Annotated in this window: 11 protein-coding genes; 5 read left to right on the top strand and 6 right to left on the bottom strand. The window is 73.1% G+C overall.

Features of this window, described 5'->3' with window-relative positions; all coding sequences use genetic code 11:
* Positions 1-242: 242 nt before the first annotated feature.
* From aspS to DDW44_RS31685, 3 genes are all read left to right on the top strand, one after another.
* Entirely contained in the window at positions 243-2,030 is a 1,788-nt protein-coding gene (aspS, locus tag DDW44_RS15635) for an aspartate--tRNA ligase (protein WP_108906819.1), read from the top strand.
* 897 nt (positions 2,031-2,927) lie between these two features.
* Positions 2,928-3,473: a hypothetical protein gene (locus tag DDW44_RS15645; RefSeq protein WP_018890874.1), complete on the top strand. Its 546-nt coding sequence runs from the start codon at positions 2,928-2,930 to the stop codon at positions 3,471-3,473.
* 160 nt (positions 3,474-3,633) lie between these two features.
* Positions 3,634-3,816, top strand: coding sequence for a hypothetical protein (locus DDW44_RS31685; protein ID WP_146207021.1), 183 nt, complete (start codon positions 3,634-3,636; stop codon positions 3,814-3,816).
* A gap of 192 nt (positions 3,817-4,008) precedes the next feature.
* On the opposite strand, the gene DDW44_RS15650 is transcribed toward DDW44_RS31685, so the two are convergent.
* The 3 genes from DDW44_RS15650 to DDW44_RS15660 form a co-directional block, all read right to left on the bottom strand.
* Entirely contained in the window at positions 4,009-5,118 is a 1,110-nt protein-coding gene (locus tag DDW44_RS15650) for a calcium:cation antiporter (RefSeq protein ID WP_108906820.1), read from the bottom strand.
* Positions 5,119-5,257: 139 nt separating this feature from the next.
* On the bottom strand, positions 5,258-6,961 hold the full coding sequence (locus DDW44_RS15655) for an acyl-CoA synthetase (RefSeq protein ID WP_108906821.1): 1,704 nt from the start codon (positions 6,959-6,961) through the stop codon (positions 5,258-5,260).
* Positions 6,958-8,067 (bottom strand): NAD(P)H-dependent flavin oxidoreductase, encoded by a 1,110-nt coding sequence (locus DDW44_RS15660; RefSeq protein WP_108906822.1) that lies wholly within the window; start codon positions 8,065-8,067, stop codon positions 6,958-6,960. The genes DDW44_RS15655 and DDW44_RS15660 overlap by 4 nt, the downstream gene beginning before the upstream one ends.
* A gap of 166 nt (positions 8,068-8,233) precedes the next feature.
* Here DDW44_RS15660 and DDW44_RS15665 point away from each other — a divergent pair, with 166 nt between their 5' ends.
* The gene (locus DDW44_RS15665; RefSeq protein ID WP_108906823.1) at positions 8,234-10,030 is read left to right on the top strand and encodes a serine hydrolase domain-containing protein; all 1,797 of its coding nucleotides are present in this window, start codon (positions 8,234-8,236) and stop codon (positions 10,028-10,030) included.
* Positions 10,031-10,176: 146 nt separating this feature from the next.
* On the opposite strand, the gene DDW44_RS15670 is transcribed toward DDW44_RS15665, so the two are convergent.
* Positions 10,177-11,124 carry an NADP-dependent oxidoreductase gene (locus tag DDW44_RS15670; RefSeq protein WP_026281820.1) on the bottom strand — a complete coding sequence of 316 codons (948 nt, stop codon included), beginning with the start codon at positions 11,122-11,124 and terminating at the stop codon, positions 10,177-10,179.
* A gap of 170 nt (positions 11,125-11,294) precedes the next feature.
* On the opposite strand from DDW44_RS15670, the gene DDW44_RS15675 reads away from it, so the two are divergent.
* Positions 11,295-12,425 carry a GlxA family transcriptional regulator gene (locus DDW44_RS15675; protein ID WP_244224045.1) on the top strand — a complete coding sequence of 377 codons (1,131 nt, stop codon included), beginning with the start codon at positions 11,295-11,297 and terminating at the stop codon, positions 12,423-12,425.
* Between the two features lie 61 nt (positions 12,426-12,486).
* Here DDW44_RS15675 and DDW44_RS15680 read toward each other — a convergent pair whose 3' ends face one another.
* Both DDW44_RS15680 and DDW44_RS15685 read right to left on the bottom strand, forming a co-directional pair.
* Positions 12,487-14,052, bottom strand: a complete 1,566-nt coding sequence (locus DDW44_RS15680; protein WP_167455498.1) for a phytoene desaturase family protein — start codon at positions 14,050-14,052, stop codon at positions 12,487-12,489.
* Between the two features lie 157 nt (positions 14,053-14,209).
* Positions 14,210-15,547 (bottom strand): DUF2252 domain-containing protein, encoded by a 1,338-nt coding sequence (locus DDW44_RS15685; RefSeq protein WP_108906827.1) that lies wholly within the window; start codon positions 15,545-15,547, stop codon positions 14,210-14,212.
* Positions 15,548-15,571: the final 24 nt, after the last annotated feature.

The following is a 15,571-nucleotide window of genomic DNA, read 5'->3' on the forward strand; positions in this document are numbered from 1 at the left end:
ACTGTATTCAGGTTGCTCCGGCGCACACCCGCTGGGTCGGGGCCCCGCCGGCTCCGGGCCCGTCCCCGCACCCGACCCGTTCGCGCCGTCGCCGCACCGCACCGACCCGTTCGCGCCGTCGCCGCACCGCACCGGCCCGGCCGCGCCGTACCGCGCGGTAATCCGGACGGGCCGCCGCGGGCCGGACGGTAACCTGGGTGGGTCCGCCCACATCCCCCCTCGCGAAGACTGGATGAACGACGATGCATCGGTACAGGTCCCACACCTGCGGCGAGCTCCGCGCCTCTGACGTCGGCACCGACGTCCGGCTGAGCGGCTGGCTGCACAATCGCCGAGACCTGGGCGGCATCCTCTTCATCGATCTCCGCGACCACTACGGTCTGGTCCAGCTCGTCGCCCGCCCCGGCACCCCCGCCAACGAGGCACTGAGCCACCTCACCAAGGAGTCCGTCGTCCGCGTGGACGGCACGGTCTCGGCCCGCGGCGCGGAGAACGTCAACCCGGACCTGCCGACCGGTGAGGTCGAGATCGAGGTCACCGGCGTAGAGGTGCTCGGCTCCTCGGCCCAGCTGCCCTTCACGATCAACACGGACGACGGGGTCAACGAGGAGCGGCGCCTGGAGTACCGCTTCCTGGACCTGCGCCGCGAGCGCATGCACCGCAACATCATGCTGCGCACCGCCGTCATCGCCGCCATCCGGCAGAAGATGACCGCGCTCGGCTTCAACGAGATGGCCACCCCCATCCTCACCGCGGCCTCCCCGGAGGGCGCCCGTGACTTCCTGGTGCCGTCCCGGCTGAACCCCGGCAAGTTCTACGCGCTGCCGCAGGCCCCGCAGCAGTTCAAGCAGCTGCTGATGATCGCGGGCTTCGACCGCTACTTCCAGATCGCGCCCTGCTTCCGCGACGAGGACGCCCGTGCCGACCGCTCGCCCGGCGAGTTCTACCAGCTCGACATCGAGATGAGCTTCGTCGAGCAGGAGGACGTCTTCCGGCCGGTCGAGAGGCTGATGACCGAGCTGTTCGAGGAGTTCGGCGGCGGCCGCCACGTCACCTCGCCGTTCCCGCGGATCCCGTTCCGCGAGGCGATGCTGAAGTACGGCTCCGACAAGCCCGACCTGCGGGCGCAGCTGGAGCTCGTCGACATCACCGACGTCTTCGAGGGCTCGGAGTTCAAGGCGTTCGCGGGCAAGCACGTCCGGGCGCTGCCGGTGCCGGCCGTCCAGGACCAGCCGCGGAAGTTCTTCGACCAGCTCGGCGAGTACGCCGTGGAGCAGGGCGCCAAGGGCCTGGCCTGGGTGCGCGTCGGCGACGACGGGGCGCTGTCCGGCCCGATCGCCAAGTTCCTCACCGAGGAGAACGTCGAGGTCCTCACCGAGCGCCTGGCCCTCAAGCCCGGTCACGCGGTGTTCTTCGGCGCCGGCGAGTTCGACGAGGTCTCCAAGATCATGGGTGCGGTGCGGGTCGAGGCCGCCCGCCGCTCCGGTCACTTCGAGGAGAACGTCTTCCGGTTCTGCTGGATCGTCGACTTCCCGATGTACGAGAAGGACCCCGACACCGGGCGGATCGACTTCTCGCACAACCCCTTCTCCATGCCGCAGGGCGGTCTGGAGGCCCTGCGCACCCAGGACCCGCTGGACGTCCTCGGCTGGCAGTACGACATCGTCTGCAACGGCGTCGAGCTGTCCTCCGGCGCCATCCGGAACCACCAGCCCGACATCATGTTCAAGGCCTTCGAGATCGCGGGCTACGACCGTGAGACCGTCGAGCGGGAGTTCTCCGGCATGCTCCGCGCCTTCCAGTACGGCGCCCCGCCGCACGGCGGCATCGCCCCCGGCGTCGACCGCATCGTGATGCTGCTGGCCGACGAGCCGAACATCCGCGAGACCATCGCGTTCCCGCTGAACCAGAACGCGCAGGACCTGCTGATGGGCGCCCCGGCGGAGGTCGAGGAGGCCCGGCTGAAGGAGCTTCACATCAGCCTCTACAAGGGACCGGCGAAGCCGACGCCGTACAAGCCCACCAAGTGAGACCAGGCCCGCCGGGCGGGCCCGCCGAACGGCGGGCCGCGACCCGGTGAGGCAGGAAGGGTCCGGAACCGATCGGGCATCGACACGATCGGGTTCCGGGCCCTTCCGCGTTGTTTTCGTGCTCCTTCCGAGTCGTTCACGGCGCCGCGCCGACGACGCGCGGCCCCGCAGCGGGAATGCACGCGGGGAGCCGTCGACGGCCCACCGGGACCCGGCCCCGGGCGCGGGACGCGCCGCAGCGGCCGCCCGGACCGCACGTGCCGTGTGAATCCGCCGGAACGCTCCGGCCGTCCGCACCGCACGAGGATCACGAGAGGACATCGCGGAGTGCTCAGCACCGTACTGACCAGAGCAGCGCTGCCCCTGCTGGCCGCCGGACTGCTGCTCGGGGGCTGCGCGAAGCCCTCGGCGCCGCCGCTCTGCGCCTCCTTGTGCAGATCACTGAACTCCTTGACAGCCTTGCGCACGAAGTCCCTGGTCACGGTCGCGTTGACACCCTGCCAACGGGCCGCTTCGGACTTCTTCAGCAGACCGTCCCTGGCATCGGTCTGAAGCCTCGCGAGCTTCCCCGCCATCGTCTCCCAGTCCGTGACGGCGGTGCCCAGCCTGCCGAGATCCAGTGCCATGAGGTCGGAATAGGTGAACGTGCCCATCGATCTGCCGCCCTCCCCGTCAGCGCACGTACTTGGAGAGCCCCGTCCGTCCCAGGGGGCCACGCTCTCCATCCGGGTCAGGGTGCCCGCGTCGAACTCGAACAGGCTGCGGGCGGCCCGCGCACCGCGCGCCGCCCGAACGCCCGCCACGCGTTGCGGAGCGCCCGGACCCGACGGACCATCGGAGCGGAAGCCTCCCTGCCACAGGCCACCCCGGCCTGTCCTTCCCGCGGAGGGATACACCGTGGACGCATCCTCACTGGCCGCGATCGAGTCGGTCGTCAAGGGCGGCAGAGCCGTCATGGCGGCGGACGACACCGCCGTCGTGGACGCGGTCAAGGAGACCGTGCGCAGCGGCCGTACGGCGACCTTCTATCTGACCAGGTCGCAGTTCGACGCGGTGAACGCGTGGTACTGGACCCCCAACCGGATGAAGCAGCTCGGTCTGGAGCCGGTGTCGGACGAGGAGATGGCCCGGATCAGGGAGGAACTCGGGGCCGAGGCGTGCGGATCGGCGTACTCCAACCGGATCAAGTGCCCCTCGGGTCATGTGTACGGGGCGTTCGAGTTCGTCAAGCAGGGGATCGAGGAGCACGGGCTCGAAGCGACCCGGACGGTGTTCGCCCTCAAGGACACCGCCGTGATCCGGGCGAACCCGCACCAGCCGGTGCAGTGCGTCGAGTGCCGCCGCCGGCTCGCCACCCCGCACTACTACGTCTACTGGGGCTACGGCTGCTGCGTGGACCTGGACGACACCTCGACCGCCGCATTCGCGGCCCGGCACCGCTGACGCGGCGCTGAACCGGTACGGACCCGGGCGGCGCGCGGACGGCGCGCGGACGGCGCGCGGACGGCTTCGACGGGCCGGTTTAGGGGCCGCGCCGGGGACCGGCTAAGCTCGGCAGCCGCCTCCGGTACCGGGGGCGAAACTCGTATGGGGAAAGGGCTGGTTGGCTGTGTGGCAGGAGGCGCCGATCTACGACCGGCTCGTCACCGAACGCGGTGATGTGCCCGCCCAGGTGCGCCAGGAGGCCGAGCAGACCCTGCGCGGTCTGGAGCAGCTGATCCGGCCGGGAGCGGCACCGGCCGGTACACACCCCCAGCAGGCGCAGCCGTTCCCGCACGGCCGGTAGGCGCGTACCGCCGGGGCGGCGGTCGGGCTCCCCCGGCCGGGGGATTCGGACCGCCCCGGGTCCGCGCAGGCCGCGAAGGGGGAGCAACACCGCTGCGGCGGCCCGGTTCTCGCGGCCGCTGCGCCCCGGTCGCGGACGCCTGCTCACGCGAGCCGGGCGTGGCGTCCGGAGCACCCGTCACCGCACGCGGTGTCAGGGGCTGAAGGACAGCAGGACGAAGGCGGCGAACAGCACCAGGTGGACGCAGCCCTGGAGCAGGGTGGCCCGGCCGGGGACCACGGTCAGGGCGCTGACCACGGCGGTGAGTGCGAGCAGCACCAGGCGGGTGGCGTCGATCCCCAGTACCAGGGTTCCGGGGAGCCAGACCGAGGCGAGTGCGATCGCCGGGACGGTCAGCCCGATGCTGGCGATGGCGGAGCCGTACGCGAGGTTGAGACTGGTCTGCATCCGGTCCCGGCGCGCGGCCCGGACGGCCGCGAGGGTCTCCGGCATCAGCACCATCAGGGCGATCACCACGCCGACGACGGAGCTGGGCAGTCCCGCCGACTGCACACCGCTCTCGATCGTCGGCGAGACGAGTTTGGCGTCCCCCACGACGGCGACGAGCGCCACGAACAGCAGTGCGAGGCTCCACCAGGTCTGGCGCGTTCCGGGCGGTGGGGCGTGCTCCTCGGGGTCGCTCGCCCGCCCCGCGCGTGCGACGGGCAGGAAGTAGTCGCGGTGCCGGACGGTCTGCACGGCGATGAAGATGGCGTAGAGGCACAGTGAGGCGATCGCGGCGAACGCCAGCTGGCCCGTGGTGAACTCGCCGCCCGGGCGGCCGGTGGTGAAGCTCGGCAGCACCAGCGTCATGGTCGCGAGGGTGCACACGGTGGCCAGGGCCCCGCCCGAGCCCTCGGCGTGGAAGACCGCGGTCCGCCGGCGCAGCGCGGTGACGAGCAGGGACAGTCCGACGACCCCGTTGCAGGTGATCATCACGGCCGCGAAGACGGTGTCCCTGGCGTAGGTGGAGGCCTTCTCCCCGCCGCCCGCCATGAGGGTGACGATCAGTCCCACCTCGATGACGGTCACCGCCACGGCGAGGACGATCGAGCCGAACGGCTCGCCGACCCGGTGGGCGACGACCTCTGCGTGGTGCACCGCGGCCAGTACGGCCCCGACGATGCAGAGCCCCACGACGGTCGCGGCGAAGCCCGGAAGGTGTCTGCCCCAGCCGAGGACCAGCGCCAGCGCGGCTGCGACCGGCACCCATGTGGTCCACTGCGCGCCCAGCGCGCTCAGCGCCCTCGTGCCGATCCTCATGCGCGCCACGCTGCCAGCAGCCCGGGCGGATCGCCCGGACTGGTGGGCCAACGGGACCAGGGCGCGCCCCTTCCAGCGGGTGCCGCGGCCACCGGATCGGCCGGGTCGGCCGGGTGGCCGCGCCGGCTCCGGCGTGCCGTCACACCGGGCGGTCGCGTCCCTCCCAGTACGGGTCCCGCAGGCGGCGCTTGTAGAGCTTGCCGTTGGGGTCGCGGGGCATGGCGCCGATGAAGTCCACGCTCCTGGGCCGCTTGAAGCCGGCGAGGCGGCGCTCGCAGTGGGCGAGGATCGCGGCGGAGAGTTCAGGGCCGGGGGTGTGGCCCTCGGCCGGCTCGACGACGGCCTTGACCTCCTCGCCCCAGTCGGCGTGCGGGATGCCGAACACGGCGGCGTCGGCGACGGCGGGGTGGCCCAGGAGCACGGCCTCGACCTCGGCGGGGTAGATGTTGACGCCGCCCGAGATGATCATGTCGATCTTGCGGTCGCGCAGGAACAGGTAGCCGTCCTCGTCGAGGAGGCCTAGGTCGCCGACCGTGAAGAAGTCGCCGATGCGGTTCTTGCGGGTCTTGGCCTCGTCCTTGTGGTAGCTGAAGCCACCGGTCGACATCTTCATGTAGACGGTGCCGACCTCACCGGGTGGCAGCCGGTTGCCGTCGTCGTCGAAGACGGCGAGTTCGCTGATGGGCCAGGCCCGCCCGACCGTGCCCGGCTTCTTCAGCCAGTCCTCGGCCGTGGCGAAGGCGCCGCCGCCCTCGCTGGCCGCGTAGTACTCCTCGACGCAGTGCCCCCACCAGTCGATCATCGCCCGCTTCACCTGGCCGGGGCAGGGCGCGGCGCCGTGGACGGCATGTCGCATGGAGCTCACGTCGTAGCGGGCCCGGACCTCCTCCGGCAGCGCGAGCAGCCGGTGGAACTGGGTCGGGACCATATGGGTGTGGGTGCAGGCATGGGTGTCGATGAGCCGCAGCATCTCCTCGGGCGTCCACCCGTCCATCAGCACCAGCCGGTGGCCGATGTGCAGTGACGCTCCGGCGAACTGGAGCACGGCGGTGTGGTACATCGGCGAGCACACCAGGTGGACGTTGCCGTCGAAGGGCCTGATGCCGAAGATGCCGAGGAACCCGCCGAGATGCGTCTCCTCCGGCGGTGTGCCGGGCAGGGGGCGGCGGATGCCCCGGGGCCGGCCGGTGGTGCCGGAGGTGTAGTTCATGACCCAGCCGAGGGTGCGGTCGGCGGGCGGTGTCGCGGGCTGTCCGTCGAGCAGTGCGGTGTACGGCCGGAAGCCGTCCACGGCGCCGACGGCGTAGCGCCCGCTCGCGGGCAGACCCGCCTCGTCGGCGGCCGCGGCCGCGGTGGCGCCGAAGCGTGCGTGCGCGATGAGCACCCTGGCGCCGGAGTCGGCGACGATCCAGGCGATCTCCGGGCCGACGAGATGGTGGTTGACGGGGACCAGGTAGAAGCCGGCCTGGGTGGCGGCGAGGTACGCGGTGAGGAACTCGACGCCGTTGGGCAGGACGACGGCGAAGGCGTCACCCCGCCGCAGCCCCGCCGCGCGCAGCCCGTGCACGAGCCGGTTGACGTCGCCGTGCAGCCGCCCGGCGGTCCACTGCTCGCCACCGGGGGCGATCAGCACGGTCCGTGCCGGATCGGCGGTGGCCTGCGCCCAGAAGCCCCCGGGGGCGTCCGGCCGGGGGGCTTTCGAGTCCGCCCCCGGGACTCCCGCATCCGTCCGCGGGACTGCCGAGCCCGGCCGCGGGGTTCCCGAATCCGTCCGCGGGACTGCCGCGTCCGTCCGCGGGGCTCCGGAGTCCGTCCGCAGGGCTTTCGGCGGCCGCTCGCTCATGATCCACTCCTTCCGGCGATGCGCTGGACCCGGTCGACGGCGCGCTCGAAGCCGCGGGTGAGGTCGTCGAAGACCTGCTGGACGCTCCGCTCCGAGGTCATCCGGCCGACGATCTGGCCGACGGGGGTGCCCAGCAGGGGTTCCGTCTCCCACCTCTGGATGCGGGAGACGGCCTCGGCGACGAGGAGGCCCTGAAGGGGCATGGGCAGGGCACCGGGGCCGTCCGGGTCGTCCCAGGCGTCGGTCCACGCGGTGCGGAGCTGGCGGGCGGGTTTGCCGGTGAGGGCGCGGGAGCGGACGGTGTCGCCGGACCCCGCGGCGAGCAGCTTCGCGGTGAGGGCGCGGGAGTGCAGGTCGGCCTCGGTGGTGGTGAGCCAGATCGAGCCGAGCCAGACGCCCTGGGCTCCCAGGGCCAGTCCGGCGGCGATCTGCTCGCCACTGCCGATGCCTCCGGCGGCGAGTACCGGCAGCGGGCCGACGGCGTCGACGACCTCGGGGGTGAGCACCATGGAGGCGATCTCGCCGGTGTGGCCGCCCGCCTCGTAGCCCTGGGCGACGACGATGTCGATGCCGGCCTCGGCGTGGCGCCGGGCGTGCGCGGCGCTGCCCGCGAGCGCGGCGACGGGCACGTTGCGGTCGTGGGCCCGGGCGACGACGTCGGAGGGCGGGGAGCCGAGGGCGTTGGCGAGGAGACCGATCGGATAGTCGAAGGCGACGTCGAGCTGGCTGCGGGCGACATGCTCCATCCACCCGGTGATCCGCCAGCCGGACGCCTCGCCCTCGGGCAGCGGGGGTACGCCGTGCGCGGCGAGCAGATCGCCGACGAACCGGCGGTGCCCTTCGGGGATCATGGCCTCGACCTCGCTCTCGGTGACGCCCGGGGCCTTGCCGGCCGGCATGACGACGTCGAGTCCGTACGGTCTGCCGCCGGTGTGCTCCTGCATCCAGTCGAGGTCCCGGGCGAGGTCGCCGGGTGCGGTGTAGCGGACCGCACCCAGGACGCCGAAGCCGCCGGCCCGGCTGATGGCGGCGGCGACCGCGGGGAACGGGGTGAAGCCGAAGATGGCGTGCTCGACTCCCAGTCTCTTGCTCAGCTCCGTCTCCATGGGCGCAGGATGCCGCAGCGGCACGGCCGAGGGAAGAGATTTTCTGATGCAGTGTCAGATTCTTGGGAACCCGGACCCTTCCGCGACCTTGACGCCCCCCGGGCCCGGTAAGAAAGTTTCACGTGTTGCACGGTCGCCCGAAGGATTCTTTCAGGGAGGGTGCGGTATGACGGAGAACTCGGCAGGCAGCGGGATCAGCCGCCGCCGGCTCGGCGGCGGACTGCTGGCACTGGGAGGAGCCCTCGTGATCGGACCGGTCCCGGGAGCCGCCGCGGCGGAAGGCGCCGCGGGCCGGGTCGGCGGGCACCGGCGCACGACGCTGCGGCGCGGTACGCCCCGGCGGGCCGGGCTCCTCGCCGGCCCCCTGGACCGGCTGGTCGCCGACGCCGAGACCTTCCTCTCGCCCTCCCCCCGGCGCCCCTGGTACGCCGGAGCCGTACTGCTGGCCGGCCGCGGCGGCACGGTCGCCCTGCACCACCCGATCGGCAAGGCCGTGCGCTACTCGGCCTACGACGAGAGCACCGACACCGGCGTGGAGTTCCCGCCGGAGCGGCAGATCCCCATGACCGAGGACACCGTGTTCGACCTGGCGTCGGTGTCCAAGCTGTTCACGTCCGTCCTGGCCGTCCGGCAGATCGAGCGCGGCACGCTGGAACTGGAGGAGAAGGCCGCCTCCTACCTGCCGGAGTTCGGGGCCGCGGGCAAGCAGGACGTCACCGTACGCCAACTGCTCACCCACACCTCGGGGTTGCGCTCCTGGATCCCCCTCTACAAGGAGCCCACCCACCAGGACCGGCTCCGGCGGCTGTGGAACGAGGCGCCCGTGAGCCCGCCGGGCACCCAGTACCGGTACTCCGACCTGAACCTGATCACGCTTCAGCTGGTCCTGGAGAAGATCACCGGCCGGGGCCTGGACACCCTGCTGCGCGAGGACGTCACGGCGCCGCTCGGCATGGACCGCACCCGGTTCAACCCACCCGCCTCCTGGCGGCCCGGGATCGCCGCGACCGAGGACGCCCGGCAGCCGTGGTCGGGGCTGGACCGCGGGCTGGTGTGGGGCGAGGTGCACGACGAGAACGCCCACGCGTTCGGCGGGGTCGCCGGGCACGCCGGGGTGTTCTCCCGCGCCTGGGACCTCGCGGTGCTCGCCCGCACCCTGCTCAACGGCGGCGCCTACGGCCGGGCCCGCATCCTCACCCCCGAGTCCGTGGAACTGCTGTTCACCGACTTCAACACCGCGTTCCCCGGCGACGAGCACGGACTCGGCTTCGAGCTGTACCAGCACTGGTACATGGGCGCGATGGCCACGCCCCGCACCGCCGGACACACGGGCTTCACCGGCACCAGCGTGGTACTGGACCCCTCGACGGACTCCTTCCTGATCGTCCTCGGCAACTCCGTGCATCCGGTGCGCAGCTGGCGCTCCGGCAGCGCACCGCGCGTCGCCGCCGCGAACCACCTCGCCCGCGCCGTACCCGTACGGCCCGCGCACGGCCGCACCGCCTGGTTCTCCGGGATGGCCTCGGCCACCACCGCGACGCTGGCGCTGCCCGAGGTCAGCCCGTCCACCGGACGCGCCCGGCTGCGCTGCTCCCTGTGGTGGGACACCGAACCCGGCTCCGACGGGGTGTTCCTGGAAGCCTCCGCCGACGGCGGGGCGAGCTGGCAGGCCGTCCCGTTCGAGACGCGGAGCCGGGGCGGGCACGCCGTGCCCCGCCCCGAGGGCCGGGTGTCCGGCTGGTCGGGCCGGGTATGGCACGGCGTCGAGTCCGATCTGTCCGCCTGGCGCGGCCGGCCGCTCCGGCTGCGCTGGCGGTACACGACGGACCGGCTGTACGTCGGGCGCGGCGCGTATGTGGACGGCCTGCGGATCGCGGACGGCGGCAGGACGCTCTTCGACGGGTCGCGACCCGGCGACGCGGCCCGGATCGAGGCGGCCGGCTGGACCCGGTCCGCCGACTGAGGTGCCGAGAAGGGACTCGAGCGCGGTCCGCGGGCCCGCCCCTCCCCGAGGCCGCGGACACGGCCGAGGCCGCGGACACGGCCGAGGCCGCGGACACGGACACGGACACGGAACAAGCGCCTCCGCACGGCGGATGGGCTGCCCGGTCAGACGTCCACGACCGTGAGCACGATCTTCCCCCGGGTGCGTCCGGTCTCGCCCAGCCGGTGGGCGTCGGCCGCGCGCTCCAGCGGCAGCACCGTCTCTACGACGGGGCGCAGCCTTCCCTCCGCCACGAGCGAGGCGAGGGCGCGCATCCCGGTGGAGTCCGGCTCCACGAGCGTGAATCCGGTGCGGATGCCCCTCGGCGCGGTCTCTTCCGGAGCGGGCACCTCGTCGGGCGAGGGCAGTGTGACGAGCGTGCCGCCGTCGCGCAGCACCCGCAGGGACCGGTGCCCGTAGTCCCCGCCGATCGAGTCCAGGACGACGTCGACGGCCCGGTCCCCGAGCACGGCCGTGAAGTCCTGCCGGGTGTAGTCGATGAGCTCGTCCGCGCCGAGTTCCTTCAGCAGTGCGTGCTTCTCCTCGCGGGCGGTGCCGATGACGTACGCGCCGCGGGCCGCCGCGATCTGGACGGCCAGATGGCCGACGCCGCCAGCGGCCGCGTGGACGAGCACCCGCCGGCCGGGGGCGAGACCCGCGGTCTCCACGAGGGACTGCCAGGCGGTGAGGCCCGCCAGCGGCAACGCGGCGGCCTCCACATGGCTCAGGGCCGGGGGCTTGGGCACGAAGTGCCGGGCCGGGCCGGTGACGTACTCGGCGTAGCCGCCCGCCTGGCGCGGGAACTCCGGCATGCCGAACACCTCGTCGCCCGGGCGGTGCACGGTGACACCCGGCCCCACGGCCTCGACGACGCCGGAGACGTCGTATCCGAGCACCGGCGGCTCGCCGTGCATCCCGAAGCCTCCGGTGGCGCGCGTCTTCCAGTCGATCGGGTTGACCCCGGCCGCGTGCACCCGCACCAGGATCTCGGTGGGGCCGGGGACGGGCCGGGCGAGGGTCACCTCGCGCAGCACCTCCGGTCCGCCCCAGGCGGCCGGACTGATCGCGCGCATCGTGGTGCCGGTGCCGGTGCCGGTGTGGGTGTGGGTGTGGGTGTGGGTGTCGGCGCCGGTGTGGGTGTCGTGCATGAGAGGTCCTTTCCGTTCTCGGTACGCCTCCACCATCGGCGCCGGCGACCCCGCCCAGAACTGGCTGGATGGCCATGATGTGACAGAATCTGGCCATGGGTACTGCGGGACAGGACACGGGACGGGACACAGGGCGCGCCGCGGACCGCACGACGGGGGTCATGGCCGGCGCGCGGCGGAAGGCGAGCGACGAGTGGGACGTGCACGACGGCTGCGTCGTACCGCCCGGGCCGGATCCCCACCGTGTGGCGGTCCTGGCCCTCGACGGGGTCATGACCTTCGAACTGGGCATCCCCGCGCGGATCTTCGGCAGCGCGCGGTCCTCGGACGGGGCGGCGCTGTACGAGGTCGTCGTCTGCACCCCGGACGGCCGGCCCGTCCGCACCGAGGCGGGCTTCTCGATCGACGTGGCACACGGCCCCGAGGCCCTGGAGAGCGCCGACACCGTGATCGTCGCACCGACCCACCGGCTGGGGAGCATCGCCGAGGAGGGGCTGCTGCCCGCGCCCCTCGCGGAGGCCCTCGCACGCATCCGGCCGGGCACCCGCACGGTGTCGATCTGCACGGGCGCCTTCGTCCTCGCCGCGGCGGGACTGCTCGACGGCCGGCCCGCCACGACCCACTGGGCGGAGGCGGAGCACTTCCGGCGGTTGTTCCCGCGAGTGCGCTTCGACGAGGACGTGCTCTTCGTCGACGACGGCGACCTGCTCAGCTCGGCCGGCGCGGCGGCCGGCGTCGACGTGTGCCTGCACCTGGTGCGGCGCGACCACGGCAGCGCGCTCGCCAATCAGGTGGCCCGCCGCTGCATCGTCCCGCCATGGCGCGACGGCGGCCAGGCCCAGTACATCGAGCGGCCCGTGCCCGAACCCACGACGGCGACCACCGCGCCCACCCGGGCCTGGGCGCTGGAGCGGCTGGACCGCCCCCTGACGCTGGGCGAGCTGGCCGCGCACGCGCGGATGAGCGTGCGGACGTTCACCCGGCGGTTCCGCGACGAGGCGGGAGTCACCCCCGGCCAGTGGCTCACCGCCCAGCGGGTCGAGGTGGCCAAGCAGCTGCTGGAGACCAGCGACCTGTCGATCGACCTGGTGGCCGACCGCGCCGGCTTCGGCAGCGCCAACTCGCTGCGGCAGCACATGCGTGCACTCGTCGGCGTCTCACCCGCCGCCTACCGGCACACCTTCCACACCGCGGCCGCCTCCGGCCGGGCCACGGCCGGGCTCTGACCACCGCCGCAGGCGGCGGGCGGCCGGATCCGGGTGGCCCGCCGCCGCCGGCGGCGAACGGTCAACGGCCCAGTGCCGCCATCGCCGCGTTGTGACCGGGGATGCCGCTCACGCCACCGCCGCGCACCGCTCCCGCCCCGCACAGCAGCACATTGGGGTGGGTGGTCTCCACGCCCCAGCGGCCGGTGGAGGCGTCGGCCCAGGGGAAGGCGAGATCGCGGTGGAAGATGTGCCCGCCCGGCAGCCGCAACTCGTGCTCCAGGTCCAGCGGGGTCTTCGCCTCGATGCAGGGACGCCCCGCCTCGTCGAGGGCCAGGCAGTCGGTGATCGGTTCGTCCAGGTGGGCGTCGAGTTCGGCGAGGGTCGCCTTGAGCAGCGCGTCACGGGCCGCCTCCGGCGCCTCGTGGAACAGCCGGGCGGGCGTGTGGAGCCCGAAGAGGGTCAGGGTCTGGTAGCCCTGGGCGGCCAGTTCGGGACCGAGGATGGACGGGTCGGTCAGCGAGTGGCAGTAGATCTCCGACGGCGGCGCCTCGGGCAGGCGTCCGGCCGCGGCCTGGGCGTACGCGGTCGCCAGCTCGCCGTAGCCCTCGGAGATGTGGAAGGTGCCGGAGAACGCCTGCCGCGGGTCGACCGTGCGGTCCCGCAGCCGGGGCAGCCGGCGCAGCAGCATGTTGACCTTGAGCTGGGCGCCCTCCGGCGAGGGCGGGGCGGGCTCGCCGAGAAGGGCGGACAGGGCCTGCGGTGAGGCGTTGACCAGCACCTTGCGGGCGGCGACCGCGCCCTCCCGGTCGTCGGTGCGGAAGACGACCTCGGCGGCCGTCCCGTCGGTCTCGATCCGGATCGCCTCATGGCCGGTGACGATCTCGGCGCCCGCGGCCCGGGCTGCCCCGGCGAGCGCGTCGGTCAGCGCGCCCATCCCGCCGACGGGCACGTCCCAGTCACCGGTGCCACCGCCGACGACGTGGTAGAGGAAGCAGCGGTTCTGCACCAGCGAAGGGTCGTGGGCGTCCGCGAACGTGCCGATGAGGGCGTCGGTCAGGACGACACCGCGGACCAGGTCGTCGGCGAAGTTCGCCTCGATCGCGGCGCCGATGGGCTCCTCGAACAGCGTCCGCCAGGCCGTCTCGTCCCCGACCCGCTCCCGCAGCTCGCCGCGGGTCGGCAGCGGCTCCGTCAGCGTGGGGAAGACCCTTTCGGCGACCTGCCTGGTCCTGCCGTAGAACGCCTCCCACGCCGCGTACTCGCGGTCGGAGCCGGTGAGGGCCGCGAACGACTCGCGGGTACGGCCCGCGCCGACGAGCAGTCCGGTGGCCCGGCCGTCGCGCACGACGGGGGTGTACGAGGAGACGGTGCGCTTGCGGACGGCGAACGCCAGCCCGAGGTCGCGCACGATGCTGCCGGGCAGCAGGGACACCAGGTACGAGTAGCGGGACAGCCGGGCGTCGACCCCGGCGAACGGGCGGGTGGAGACGGCCGCTCCCCCGGTGTTCCCCAGGCGTTCGAGGACCAGGACGGTGCGCCCCGCACGGGCCAGATAGGCGGCGGCGACCAGCCCGTTGTGGCCGCCGCCGACGATGACGGCGTCGTACACGGACCGGCTGAACGATCGGGAGGAGGCTGCAGACATGCCTCTTCGTAACACGCGATGATCGCGCGGGCCAGAGAGCGGGGTCACGTTTGCGGTCCGGGATCGCGGCGCCGGGACGCGGCGCCGGGAAGCAGTGCGGGTGCAGTACGCGGGACGCGGGACGCGGGACGCGGGATACGGGACGCGGGACGCGGCTTCAGACTCCCGGGGTCGCCTCCACTGCGCCGGACCCGATCGCCGCACACAGGGCCTTGTGGTCCTCGGCCGTCCGGTCCGCGTAGGCCAGCGCGAAGTCGCCCATGGCCCGCTCGAAGCCGTCGGACGAGCCGAGGTAGGCGGCGATCGCGATGCGCTCCCCGGACCGGGCGTGTGCCCGGGCCAGCGCCCTGCCGCAGAGCGCGGCGTAGTCCCGGAGCAGCGCCGGCGACATCGTCGCGACGTCCGCCGACCCCTTCATGTCCCGGAGCTGGCGCCAGTAGTAGTGCCGGCCGCCCGGCCCGCTGACCCAGCCCAGGAAGATGTCGCTCGCCGCCTGGAGCAGACGCTGGCCGGCGACGACCCGCTGGCCCTGGTGGCGGTAGGCCGACTTCGGCAGATGCGGCTCCAGCACGGACCGCTGGGCTTCCTTGATCTGCAGGAAGAGCGGGTCCTCCGCGTCGCGGCCGGTCAGCAGCGCGACGAAGCAGCGCGTGCCCACGCTGCCGACGCCGACGACCTTGCGGGCCGCCTCCACGAAGTGGTACCGGTCGAGCAGGACCCTGCGGTCCTCGGGCAGGGTGCTGCGGTAGTCGCTGAGGATCTTCCGCACGGACGCGGCGTCGAGCCCCGCCACTGCCTCCAGCAGCGGGGGGTCCTGCACGATCCTGCGCTTGCCCCCGACGACCTCGGTGAGCTTCTCCAGCGCGTGCAGACTCGTCCGGCGCCGCGCCTTGGCCAGCCGGGCCTCGAGGCGGGCCCGATCCAGGTCCCGCACGAGGGGCACCAGGTCCTCGGCGGTGATCCGCTCGTACCAGACCTCGAGCTCGCCGAGCCCGGCGAGGCGCCGCATGGACAGCCGGTACGACTCGGCCGCCGCCCGTGCCGCCCGCAGGGCTTCCGCATCCGGACGGCCGTTGTCCCGCGCCGCGACGGCGACGCTGGCGACGAGGCGCTTCACGTCCCACTCGAAGGGCCCGGGCAGGGTCTCGTCGAAGTCGTTGAGGTCGAACAGGAGGGTGCGTTCCGGTGAGGCGAAGACCCCGAAGTTGAGCAGATGGGCGTCGCCGCAGAGCTGGACACGGAGTCCGGTGTTCCGCTGGACGACGAGGTCGGCCGCCATGACGGCCGGAGAGCCGCGCAGATAGGTGAACGGCGAAACGGCCATCCGGCCGTACCGTACGGGCACCAGGTCCGGTTCGCGGGTGCTCGCCTGGCCCTGGAGCACCGCGAGCGGATCCGGGCGGTCGGCGGCCGGGATCCAGAGCCCGTGGGAGGACCGCGGCACCTCCTTGCGCACGGCTCGGCCGCGTTCCCTCTCCTCGGCCGGATCCGTCATGGTCACAGTGTGCGGTCGCGGCGG

The organism is Streptomyces tirandamycinicus (genome assembly GCF_003097515.1).
Classification (GTDB): domain Bacteria; phylum Actinomycetota; class Actinomycetes; order Streptomycetales; family Streptomycetaceae; genus Streptomyces; species Streptomyces tirandamycinicus.